Source organism: Mesorhizobium sp. USDA 4775 (assembly GCF_054062655.1).
The window spans coordinates 513466-525455 of sequence record NZ_JBSSFM010000001.1 but is presented as its reverse complement, the minus strand read 5'-3'; the positions used below and the strand labels follow the sequence as shown (position 1 = coordinate 525455).

The following is an 11990-nucleotide window of genomic DNA, read 5'->3' as shown; positions in this document are numbered from 1 at the left end:
TCCGCAAAAGGAAAAGGCCGCCGCTTCTTTCGAAGCCGGCGGCCTTCCGTGTTTCCGTCCATGGCGCGGCCTGTGGCGACAACCCTTCGGGTTACCTGCCGCGCATCTCGCGCCTTAACGGGAAGACTGCTTCCCGAAAGTGCAATCCGCTGAGGCCACGTTCTGGAAAACGAAATCACTCGACATCGGATCACCTCCTTTCGATTTGTTGAACACATCCTCATGATGGGGTGCGTCGCAGCAAATGACAAGATGGCGGGCTGAAAAAGGCGTCCCGCCGGAAAATGCGGCGCAGTCGGGCCAGCGTGCTTCGGCTTGCGATCCGCAGCCCAAACAGACAACATGGCGTTATCGGTCACGGGAGGGACCATGGACGCCACCGAGAGAGCCGCGCGCATCGTTCGAACCGTGATCGGGGCGCTGAAGCCGGGTTTTGCCGTCAGGCTGTGGACCGGGGAACGGATCGGCCCAGCCGGCGGCCCGGTGCTTGCCATCAACGACCAGGACATCGTCTGGCAACTGGCCCGCCGGCCGAATTTCTCGACGCTGCTCGAAATGTGGATTTCCAAGACGATCGATGTCGAGGACGGCTCGCTGTTCGATCTCTATGCCCTGCCGTCACAGGGCAAGCTGAGGCTGAAGGCGCTGCCCAAACTGGCGATCCTGCGCGACCTGCCGGCCGTACTGTTTTCGCGGCGGCAGATGACGAAACGGGCCGATCTTGCCGGGCGCAACCCTTTCGTCAGCGGCTCGAACAAGCAGGCGATCGAGCATCACTACGACATTTCGAACGCCTTCTACCGGCTCTTCCTCGACGAGCGCATGGTCTACACCTGCGCCTATTTCACCGATTTCACCAACGGCATCGACCAGGCGCAGAAGGACAAGCTCGACCATATCTGCCGCAAGCTCAGGCTGAAGCCGGGCGACCGGCTGCTCGATATCGGCTGCGGCTGGGGCGCGATGCTGATCCACGCCGCCAAGCACTATGGCGCCATCGGCCATGGCGTGTCGCTGTCGGAGGAACAGACCCGGCTGGCGCGCAAGCGCATTCGTGCCGAGGGGCTGGAGGACAGGATCACCGTCGACATCAAATCCTACACCGAGCTCGACGGCAGCTATGACAAGATCTCGTCGATCGGCATGTTCGAGGCGGTCGGCCTCGCCAACCACGCCACCTATTTCTCGACCGTCCACCGGCTCTTGAAGCCGGGCGGCATCTACCTGCACCATGCCATCACGAGGCGCGGCAAGGGCGGCACGCGCAAGACCTTGCGCAAGGGCGCCGAATACAAAGCGCTGATCAAATACATCTTCCCCGGCGGCGAGGTCGACACGATCGGCATGACACTCGGCAATCTCGAGGCGCACGGGTTCCTCGTCGCCGACGTCGAGAATTTGCGCGAGCACTATGCCCGCACCTGCAGGCTGTGGGCCGAGCGCCTGCACGCGCGTTTCGATGAGGCGATCGCCGAGGTCGGCGAGCCCAAGGCACGGCTGTGGCTGCTTTATCTGACCGGCTGTTCGATCACCTTCGATCGCGGCTCGGCGCAGATTTTCCAGACAGTCGTCACCAAGCGAGCGCGGGGGCCAAGCGGCCTGCCGGCGACGCGAGCGGATCTTTATCGGTAGCTACAGAAAACGCATCGCGTCGCCGACCTTGATACCGGCCGGCCGATCCACCGTGCAGTAGACGCCGAGATTGTGCGCGTTGTGGCGGACCAGATTGCGCAGGATCGCCGGGTCGTCGTCGAAGCCGTCCTGGGCGATGATGGTGAAACCGCAGCGGCGGCAAGGCTCCGAGATGGTCACTAGCAATTCGCCGATGGCGAGCTTGCGGCCGATCCATTCCGTTTCGGGAAACGAGCCATCGACCGCCGCCATATCGACGACGATGTTGGGGCGGAAGCGGCGCGAGTCGGCGGCGCCATCCGGATGCAGCGCCTTCAGCCGCGCCAGCGACGCCGTGGTCAGGAGGTGGATCGGCGCCTTGCTGTAGCGGGCGGCGGTGACCGGACCGGCATAGGCAGGCGGGGCATTCTCCCGGCCGAACGGCCGGATCGAGGCGGCGAAGCCGAGATAGGCCGATACTGCGCGGTCGCATTCGACCCCGGGGGCGCTCAGCCAGTCGCCGTCAGGGACGGCGATCTCAAGGTTGCGATCATTGGCCAGCCGGGTGCGGATGCGCGGCACCTTGTGCCATTTCGCCTCGCGGTCGGGCCTGGCGATCTCATTGTCCGAGACATCGACGAGGCCGAACATGCGGTCGCCTGCCATGCCCGCCGGTTCGACCAGAATGGCGTCCTGGCGCTCGCCGGCGAGCGAGCTTGCCGGATAGCGCCAGAGCTGCGCGACAGTGCCGATATCATTCATTGCGTTGGTCTCTCGTTCGCCGGGCTTCCCGCGACCTTCGACCAGTCGTTTTCAGCCCTTCTTGTTCTGCCGGTTGGCGATGAGATCGTCAACGACGGCCGGATCGGCGAGCGTCGAGGTGTCGCCAAGGGTGGCAAAATCGTCCTCGGCGATCTTGCGCAGGATGCGGCGCATGATCTTGCCGGAACGCGTCTTGGGCAGGCCGGGGGCGAACTGGATCTTGTCGGGCGAAGCGATGGCGCCGATCTCCTTGCGGACATGAGCGATGAGCTCCTTGCGCAACTCCTCGGTCGGCCCCACCCCCTTCATCAAGGTGACATAGCTGTAGATGCCCTGGCCCTTGATGTCGTGGGGATAGCCGACGACGGCGGCCTCCGAAACCTTGTCATGGCTGACCAGCGCCGATTCGACCTCGGCCGTGCCCATGCGGTGGCCGGAGACGTTGATGACGTCGTCGACGCGACCGGTGATCCAGTAGTAGCCGTCGGCGTCGCGGCGGCAGCCGTCACCGGTGAAGTACTTGCCCTTGTAGGTGGAGAAATAGGTCTGCACGAAGCGGTCATGGTCGCCATAGACGGTGCGCATCTGGCCCGGCCAGGAATCGGTGATGCAGAGATTGCCGTCGGCGGCTCCTTCCAGCACCTTGCCTTCTCCGTCGACCAGCTGTGGCTTGACGCCGAAGAAGGGCCGCGTCGCGGAGCCTGCCTTGAGGTCGGTGGCGCCCGGCAGCGGCGTGATCAGGATGCCGCCGGTCTCGGTCTGCCACCAAGTGTCGACGATCGGCACCTTGCCGTTGCCGACGACGTTGAAATACCACTCCCAGGCTTCCGGGTTGATCGGCTCGCCGACCGAACCGAGCACGCGCAGCGATTTGCGCGAGGTCTTCGTCACCGGGTCGTTGCCGGCGCCCATCAGCGCGCGCAGCGCGGTCGGGGCGGTGTAGAAGATGTTGACCTTGTGCTTGTCGATGACTTCCCAGAAACGCGACTGCGACGGGTAGTTCGGCACGCCCTCGAACATCAGCGTGGTGGCGCCGTTGGCGAGCGGGCCATAGACGATGTAGCTGTGGCCGGTGACCCAGCCGACATCGGCGGTGCACCAGTAGATATCGCCGTCATGGTAGTCGAAGACATATTGGTGGGTCATCGACGCATAGACGAGATAGCCGGCGGTGGTGTGCAGCACGCCCTTCGGCTTGCCGGTCGAGCCTGAGGTGTAAAGGATGAACAGCGGGTCTTCCGCCTTCATCTTCTCGGGCTTGCACTCGGCTTTCACCGTCGCGACCTCGTCGTGATGCCAGAGGTCGCGGCCTGGCGCCCAGCCGATCTTGCCGCCGGTGCGGCGCACGACGAGGACGTTCTTCACCATGACGAAGTTCTTCGCGGCGATGTCGATCGCCTTGTCGGTGTTCTCCTTTAGCGGAATCGACTTGCCGCCGCGCAGGCCTTCATCCGACGTAATGACGAAGGTCGATTCGCAGTCGACGATGCGGCCGGCCAGCGCATCGGGCGAGAAGCCCCCGAAGACGATCGAATGGATGGCGCCGATACGCGTGCAGGCCAGCATCGCATAGGCGGCTTCCGGGATCATCGGCATGTAGATGGTGACGCGGTCGCCCTTCTTGACGCCGTGCTTCTTCATCACATTGGCGAGCCGGCAGACATGCTCGTAGAGCTCGTTATAGGTGATCTTCTTGTCGTCGTAGGGGTTGTCGCCTTCCCAGATGATGGCGGTCTGGTCGCCGCGCTTCTTCAGATGGCGGTCGATGCAGTTGTAGGAAACATTGGTCAGCCCGTCCTCGAACCATTTGATCGAGACCTTGCCGTCGAAGGAGGTGTTCTTGACCTTGCTGAACGGCTTGAACCAGTCGATGCGCTTGCCGTGCTTGCCCCAGAACTTGTCCGGGCTCTTGATGCTGTCGGCATACCATTTCAGGTAAGTGTCGTTGTCGATCAGCGCATTCTTCTTCCACGCCGGCTGGACGCGATGGACATGAACCTCGGACATTCCTGACTTTCCTCCCAAACCATACGCCGGCTTGAACCGCCGGCGGGATCGCGGCGAAGCGGCCGCGAATTCGGCGGCATTATTACCAGTTCCGGCGTTCCGGCAATATTAGACGTTGGGTTTGCGTGGCGGGATGCCGCAGGGGCACGGGCTCGCGTTGTCAGCACTCAGGTTAGCTCGCTGCTAACTGTATGTTTTCGCGTCGAAAAGCCTGTTTCGATCAGGAAAAATCAATAGACAGTTAAGCAACGGCGCGCACAATCTGACGTTGGGAGGAAAGGAGATTCAACCAAGGGACCGCCAAGGGGGCAGCAATGCGCGACCATGCCGAAATGGACCTGATGCTCAAAGGCTATGGCCTGACCACGGCCAAGATTCTTTATCATTTCCCCGATCATCCGCATCTCCTGCAGAGCTTCATCTGGCAGGACTACGACATCGCTCCGACGTTTCCGGTGCTGATCAAATTCATCGAATTCTGGAAGGCCAAGCTGGATGGACCGCTGCACTCGGTTGTCTACACCCACCAGAAGCTGATCGCGCCGAATGAATGGCGCAAGGTGGATGGCGAGTTCGTACTGCATTAAGGCGCAGAAGTGTTGACGGAGTGCTTGCGTGATGTATCGCATGCGTTGGTGGTTAGCGGAAATGCGCCCATCGTTTCGTCATCCTCGGGCCTGACCCGAGGATCCATGCCGTGACCTTTGCCGTGGAGTGCAACGGAGCAGAATTCTGCACCGTTGCAACGCCTTGAAGTCGCGGCATGGATCCTAGGGTCTCCGCGACGGAGCTGCGCTCCTGCTTCGCCCTAGGATGACGAACCTCCGAGACCGTGGCCAACTACCAGCGCTTGCGCTGACTCAGCCGGCGCTCAAACGGCCGGCGGGTTCAGCCTGGCGAAACCTTCCTGGCGGCGATAGGGGAAATACGGGTAGGGCGCAGTCACTTCGCTTGCGGCGTCGAGTTTCTTCACCTGCTCCGGCGTCAGCGACCAACCGACGGCGCCGAGGTTCTGGCGCAGTTGCTCCTCGTTGCGGGCGCCGATGATGACGGAGGAAACGGTCGGGCGCTGCAACAGCCAGTTGATGGCGATCTGCGGCACGGTCCTCCCGGTTTCCTGCGCCACCGCGTCCAGCGCATCCATCACCCGGTAGAGATGTTCGTCCTCGACCGGCGGGCCAAAGCTTGCGGTGTCATTCAGCCGGCTCTTTTCCGGCAGAGGCTGGCCACGGCGAATCTTGCCGGTCAGCCGCCCCCAGCCGAGCGGGCTCCACACCAGCGCGCCGACGCCCTGGTCGAGGCCGAGCGGCATCAGTTCCCACTCATAGTCGCGGCCGACCAGCGAATAGTAGACCTGGTGCGCGACATAGCGCGGATAACCGTGCTTATCGGCCTCCGCCAGCGACTTCATCACTTGCCAGCCGGAGAAGTTGGAGACGCCGACATAGCGCAGCTTGCCGGCGCGCACGAGCTCGTCCAGCGTCGACAGCACCTCCTCGATCGGCGTGCCGGCGTCGAAGGCATGCAGTTGCAACAGGTCGATGTAGTCGGTGCCGAGGCGCTTCAGCGCGGCGTCCACGGATTTGATCAGGCGCGAACGCGAAGAGCCGTAATCGGCCGGCCCGTCGCCCATCGGCAAGGACGTCTTGGTCGAGATCAGCACGGCATCGCGCCGGCCCTTGATGGCTTCGCCGAGCACCTCTTCCGAGGCGCCGTTCGAATAGACGTCGGCGGTGTCGAACAGATTGACGCCGGCGTCCAGGCAGATGTCGACCAGCCGCCGCGCTTCCTTGGCGTCGCTGTTGCCCCAGGCGCCGAACAGCGGGCCGGAGCCGCCAAAGGTTCCCGCGCCGAAGGAGAGTGCGGGCACTTTCAGGCCCGACGCGCCGAGACGTCGATAGTCCATGATTTTGTCCTTTCAATTGCTGGATGAAGTCAGTTGCCGGCTGCTCAATTCTTGATCAGTTGGCCGAGATCGATGGCCGCGGCCATGGCCCGGTTTCCCTTGTCGCCCGGATGGAGGTGGTCGCCGGAATCGAACTCCGGCAGCAGGCGTGTCGGGTGCACGGGATCGCGGAGCAGCAGGTCGAAGTCGACGACCGCATCGAAGGCACCGCTGGTTCTGATCCAGTTGTTGACCTTCTGGCGCAACGCTTCTTTTTCAGGCGTGTAGTAGGCATCGAGCGGCGTGCCGCTCAGCGCGCCCTCAAAGGGCGTCAACGTGCCGCCGATGATGATCAGATTATGGGCGTGGGCCTGGGCTGCGAGTTGCAGGTATCCAGTGGTGAGTGCCGCCAGAGAGGGCAGGGATTTCTCAGGTGCGAATGGCGTGCCGGGCCAGCTGATATCGTTGATGCCGATGAGCAGGATGACCGCCTTGACGCCGGGCTGAGCCAGCACGTCACGGTCGAAGCGGGCCGAAGCCTTCACGCCCATCGCATCATCCAGCAGCCGCGCTCCGGATATGCCTGCGTTAAGCACCGACACGTGTTTCGAGACGAGACGCTCGGCGAGGACGTCCGGCCACCGGTTGTCGGCGTCCAGCGTGGCGCCGTTGCCGTCGGTGATCGAATCGCCGATGGCGATCACGGCGCCATCATTTGCCGGCGCATCGACCAGGATCTCGCTGACCAAGGTACGCGCGTCGGTGGTCTGCGCGGTTGCGATGGTTTCGGAAGCCGTCTGGTTGCCGTCGCCGATATAGGCGGTCTGCTTACCGTCCCAATGGAAGGTGGAGATTGGTGTGGGCTGCGGCAGATAGACCGATATCGAAAGGCGGCTCAAGGCATCGAGGGGCAATTCCACCGGATCGCTGACCAAAGGCGCGCCTGCCGGAACTGTTGCCTTTGCCTGACCGCCGAATGTGACGGCACGATCGGTGCCGGCGGTGATTTTCGAGTCCTCGCCAGCTCTCGCCGCACGTATTTCGCCGATCTGGATCGGCACGTTTGAATACTCGTTCGACAGGACGATGCGGAACCGCCTGCCGCCAACGCTGGTCCTGACCGTCTGGCGTATGGTCTGGTTCTCAAGCTTTGGCATCATTTTCACCGGCAAGGCAAAATCGGTCCCCCATGTCGGTTGAGGGCTGGCCGTCCAGGTGCCCACCCAGTCCTGTTTCTCGCCGGCAATTGCCGGGCTGACCATCGACGAAGCCGCCAACGCGAGCGCGCCGAGTGTCAGGCGCGTTGCCAGAAGGGCGACGGTGGTGCGGTGGATCGGAAGTGTCATAGGCTCTCCTCTCGGGCCTCGTTTCGGGGCGTCTGTCGACGGGTCGATATCGGTGCTGCCATCACTTCATGGAGGCGGTGCCGGCAGCAGCCGGGATCAGCCGCTCTTCATGTCTGTCGAGGCGCAGCGCCAATCCCGCCACGGCGAGTGCCGCGACCGGCAGCAAAGCGGCGACCCAGGTGAGCGAACCCAGCCCAAGGCGATGGGCGATGACCGCGCCGCCGAGCCAGGCGCCGGCGGCATTGCCGAGATTGAAGGCGGCGATGTTGAAGGAGGAGGCGAGGCTCTGGCCGGCGCCTTGCGCCTTGTCCAGCACCCACATCTGCAGCGGCGCCACGGTGCCGAAGGCGGCGGCCCCCAGCAGGCCGACATAGATGACGGCCAGGACCTGGCTGTGGATGGCGAAGCTCATGGTGGCCAGCACCACGGCCAGCACCACGAGGCTGCCCAGCACCGCCGGCACCAGCCAGCGGTCGGCGATCTTGCCGCCGGCGAGGTTGCCGGCGATGAGGCCGCCGCCGAAGACGAGCAGGATCGGCGACACTGCCGCTTCCTTGAAGCCGCTGATCTCGGTCAGCAGCGGGGCAATGTAGGTGAAGACGGCAAAGACGCCGGCATAGCCAAGCACGGTGGTGGCGAGGCCGAGCAGCACCGGCGTGCGGCGCAGCACGGCGAGATCGGCGCGCAGGTCGCTCTTTTCGGGTGCTGCCTGGCTGTGCGGCACCAGGGCCAGGATGACGGCAAAGGCCGCTAGGCCGACCAAGGTCACCGCCCAGAAGGTCGCGCGCCAGCCAAAGGCCTGGCCGAGCCAGGTGCCGAAGGGTACGCCGAGGATGTTGGCGATGGTCAGCCCCGTGAACATCAGCGCGATCGCCGATGCCTTCTTGTTGGGCGCGACGAGGCCGGTGGCGACGACAGAACCGACGCCGAAGAAGGTGCCATGGGCAAAGGCGGTGACGATGCGCGAGCCCATCAGAGTCCAATAATCGGGCGCCAGCGCACAGGCGAGATTGCCCAGCGTGAAGATCGCCATCAGCACCAGCAGCACGGTCTTGCGCGGCCAGTTGCCGGTGGCGATGGTGAGCAGCGGTGCGCCGATGACGACGCCCAGCGCATAGCCCGAAATGAGCTGGCCGGCGGTCGAGATCGAGACGCCGAAATCCTTGCTGACGTCGATGAGCAGACCCATGATGACGAATTCGGTGACGCCGATGCCAAAGGCGCCGGCGGCGAGGGCGTAGAGAGCAAGAGGCATGATGGTTCCCACTTTGGCGACGACGAGCGCCTTGTCCAAACCGCGCTCCGAGCCGAAAGATCGTGTCGCCATGCACTGTGAACCAGACTTGTGTTCGGCACATTTACTGTGAAATAGATTCACAAATGGCCAGACCCGATATCAACCGCTCCGGCGAGATCGAAGTGTTCGTGCGCGTTGTCGAGGCCGGTAGCTTCTCGGCGGCTGCGCGCGCGCTGCGCATGACGCCATCAGCCGTCAGCAAGCTGATCGCGCGTCTGGAAGCCCGGCTCGGCGCGCGGCTGGTCAGCCGCTCGACACGCAAGCTGCAGCTGACGCCGGAGGGAACGGCATTCTACGACAGCGGATTGCGTATCCTGTCCGATATGGCCGCGGCCGAGCGCGAGGCGGCGGCGGGTGCCGCACCGCGCGGGCGGCTGCGCGTCAACACCTACGTGCCCTTCGGCGTGCACCGGCTGATCCCCCTCCTGCCGCGCTTCCTTGAGCGCTATCCCGAAATTTCGGTCGATCTGGTGCTGACCGACAGCGTCATCGACCTGATGGCCGAACGCGCCGATGTCGCCATCCGCGCCGGGCCGCTCGGCGAATCGCGGCTGGTGGCGCGCAAGCTCGGGCAAAGCCCGGTGGTGGTGGTTGCGGCCCCGTCCTATCTCGAAGCGCAGGGAAAACCGCTGACGCCGGCCGATCTCGATGGGCATAATCGCATGGGCTTCGGCTTCGTAAGGCATATTGATGGCTGGCCGTTTGTCGACGCTGCCGGCAACGCGGTCATGGTCCCGATCACCGGCGACACGCTGGTCAGTGACGGCGAGGCGATGCGGCTGATGACGCTGGCCGGAGCCGGCATCTCCCGGCTGGCGCGCTGGCATGTCGCGGCCGATATCGCAGCCGGTCGGCTGGTGACGCTGCTGGAGGATTTCAATCCGGGCGACGAGGAGGCGACCCATGCTGTCTATGTCGGCCAGGGCCGGCATCTGCCGGCGCGGGTGCGGGCCTTTCTCGATTTTCTGGCCGAGACTGTACGGCTCTGAGGAAACGCAGGTTTTCAAGGTCCGTTCGACAACCCGGCAGGGGCGGGATATGGAATCCCCGTCCGCTCATCATCACGGGATCGCAACGATGCTGTCCCGAAATTGCGCGGCGGATGGTGCCATCGTCACCTCCAGACATCCCCATATGCTGCTCCGGTAGCCGCAATCGCGTCCGGTACAAGGCGGCCGTGCGGCTTGAAGCGCGAAAAAGCCGCGCGCCCGAAGGAACGCGCGGCTTTGCAGAAAATCGCGTCGTGGTGGAGACGGACTACCCCTTCGGCACGAATGGCGCCGGGCGACGGCCGGCCGCCTGGCGCTCCAGCATCCAGCCGGGATATTCGGACGGCAGCGCGCTGACCTCGTCGAGCCTGGCGAGATCGTCCGCGTCGAGCTTCACTTCAGTCGCGGCAAGGTTCTGTTCGAGCTGGTCCATGCGGCTGGCGCCGATGATGACGCTCATCACGAAGGGCTTGGCCAGGACATAGCCGAGCGCCACCGTGGCAACGCTGACACCATGCTTCTTGGCGATCTCGCGCATGACGGCGACGGCCGCCCAGGCGCGATCCTCGTTGACCGGCGGGAAGTTGAAGGACGCACGGCGGCCCTCGCCATTGCCGGGCGCACCGGGACCGTACTTGCCGGAAAGCAGGCCGCCCGCCATCGGCGACCACACCATCAGGCCGAGCTTCTCCTCGTTGATGAGCGGCACGATCTCGCGCTCGAGGTCGCGGCCGGCGATCGAATAGTAGGACTGGATGGTCTCGAAGCGGGCGAAGCCCTTGCGGTCGGCGATACCGAGCGCCTTGGCGATGCGCCATGCCGCCCAGTTAGAAACGCCGACATAGCGGACCTTGCCACTAGCAACGAGGTCGTCCAGCGCCCGCAGCGTCTCGTCGATCGGCGTCACCGCGTCGGTGCCGTGCAGCTGATAGAGATCGATATGGTCGAGCTGCAGCCGTTCGAGGCTGGCATCGACCGAATCCATGATGTGGCCGCGCGAGGAGCCGCGCTCGTTCGGACCCTGGCCCATTGCGCCATGCACCTTAGTGGCGATGACGACGTCCGAACGCTTGACGCCGAGGTCCCTGAGCGACTGGCCGAGCAGGCGCTCGGACTCACCGAAGGAGTAGACGTCGGCCGTGTCGAAGAAGTTGACGCCGGCGGCGATCGAGCGGCCAACGATCTCGTTGACGCCCTTCTGGTCGAGGCTGGCGATCAGCCCCCATTGGGCATTCTGGCCGGCGGCACCGAAGGTCATGGTGCCGAGGCACAGTTCGGAGACGTACATCCCCGTATTTCCAAGCTGGTTGTAACGCATGGCGAAGCTCCAGGAGAAATTTGTGATGACACAAAACAAATAGGAACGGTACGTTTCGTTTCCAGTCGTGGCGCAGCCAGCTTGCCGAACTGGCCCAAAGGCGTGCGTATCAGCGGCTACCAAAAATCGCCGAGCCGACCCTGACGCTGGTGGCGCCGAAGGCGATGGCCGTCTCGTAGTCGCCGGACATGCCCATAGACAGTTTGGCGACGCCGGCCTCGCGACCGAGCTTTTCCAGCAGGGCGAAATGCGGGCCGGGGTTCTCGTCGGCCGGCGGGATGCACATAAACCCTTCGATGGCGAGGCCGTGGACATCGCGACAGCGGGCGACGAAGGCGATCGCCGCGCGGGGCTCGATGCCGGCCTTCTGTGGCTCGGAGCCGGTGTTGACCTGGACATAGAGTTTTGGGGAGCGTCCCTGCCGGGTAATCTCCTTGGCGAGTTCGGCGGCGATTTTCTCGCGATCGACCGTCTCGATGACGTCGAACAGCGCCACCGCCTCCTTGGCCTTGTTCGATTGCAGCGGACCGATGAGATGCAGCTCGATGTCAGGAAAAGCCTGCTTCAGATCAGGCCATTTGCCCTGCGCTTCCTGCACGCGGTTCTCGCCGAAGACGCGCTGGCCGGCCTCGATGACGGGGCGGATGTCGGCGGCGTCAAAGGTCTTGGAGACGGCCACCAGCGTCACCGCGCCGGCCTCGCGGCGGGCCTCCTGCTCGGCGGCGGCGATCTTCGCCTTGACCGCGAAAAACTGCTGAACGGTGTCACCCATATG

At 64.0% G+C, this 11990-nt stretch carries 10 protein-coding genes; 3 read left to right on the top strand and 7 right to left on the bottom strand.

From position 1 onward, the window contains the following. Positions 1-369: 369 nt before the first annotated feature. Entirely contained in the window at positions 370-1632 is a 1263-nt protein-coding gene (locus tag ACVILI_RS02645; protein ID WP_457102317.1) for a class I SAM-dependent methyltransferase, read from the top strand. On the opposite strand, the gene ACVILI_RS02640 is transcribed toward ACVILI_RS02645, so the two are convergent. Next, the gene (locus ACVILI_RS02640; protein ID WP_038650371.1) at positions 1633-2373 is read right to left on the bottom strand and encodes an MOSC domain-containing protein; all 741 of its coding nucleotides are present in this window, start codon (positions 2371-2373) and stop codon (positions 1633-1635) included. A 51-nt stretch (positions 2374-2424) separates the two neighbouring features. Then, positions 2425-4380 (bottom strand): acetate--CoA ligase, encoded by a 1956-nt coding sequence (acs, locus tag ACVILI_RS02635; RefSeq protein WP_038650369.1) that lies wholly within the window; start codon positions 4378-4380, stop codon positions 2425-2427. Positions 4381-4694: 314 nt separating this feature from the next. Here acs and ACVILI_RS02630 point away from each other — a divergent pair, with 314 nt between their 5' ends. After that, positions 4695-4967 (top strand): usg protein, encoded by a 273-nt coding sequence (locus tag ACVILI_RS02630; RefSeq protein WP_019861862.1) that lies wholly within the window; start codon positions 4695-4697, stop codon positions 4965-4967. 284 nt (positions 4968-5251) lie between these two features. Here ACVILI_RS02630 and ACVILI_RS02625 read toward each other — a convergent pair whose 3' ends face one another. From ACVILI_RS02625 to ACVILI_RS02615, 3 genes are all read right to left on the bottom strand, one after another. Beyond that, positions 5252-6286: an aldo/keto reductase gene (locus ACVILI_RS02625; protein ID WP_038650367.1), complete on the bottom strand. Its 1035-nt coding sequence runs from the start codon at positions 6284-6286 to the stop codon at positions 5252-5254. Between the two features lie 44 nt (positions 6287-6330). Next, entirely contained in the window at positions 6331-7611 is a 1281-nt protein-coding gene (locus tag ACVILI_RS02620) for an SGNH/GDSL hydrolase family protein (protein WP_038650366.1), read from the bottom strand. A gap of 61 nt (positions 7612-7672) precedes the next feature. Beyond that, the gene (locus tag ACVILI_RS02615; protein WP_038653500.1) at positions 7673-8866 is read right to left on the bottom strand and encodes an MFS transporter; all 1194 of its coding nucleotides are present in this window, start codon (positions 8864-8866) and stop codon (positions 7673-7675) included. Positions 8867-8991: 125 nt separating this feature from the next. Between ACVILI_RS02615 and ACVILI_RS02610 the strand changes: the two genes are divergently transcribed. After that, positions 8992-9897 (top strand): LysR family transcriptional regulator, encoded by a 906-nt coding sequence (locus ACVILI_RS02610; protein ID WP_038650364.1) that lies wholly within the window; start codon positions 8992-8994, stop codon positions 9895-9897. A 268-nt stretch (positions 9898-10165) separates the two neighbouring features. Here ACVILI_RS02610 and ACVILI_RS02605 read toward each other — a convergent pair whose 3' ends face one another. Together ACVILI_RS02605 and ACVILI_RS02600 are read right to left on the bottom strand one after the other, a co-directional pair. Beyond that, entirely contained in the window at positions 10166-11215 is a 1050-nt protein-coding gene (locus tag ACVILI_RS02605; protein WP_064981325.1) for an aldo/keto reductase, read from the bottom strand. A gap of 109 nt (positions 11216-11324) precedes the next feature. After that, positions 11325-11987: a YggS family pyridoxal phosphate-dependent enzyme gene (locus tag ACVILI_RS02600; protein ID WP_038650360.1), complete on the bottom strand. Its 663-nt coding sequence runs from the start codon at positions 11985-11987 to the stop codon at positions 11325-11327. Positions 11988-11990 lie beyond the last annotated feature (3 nt).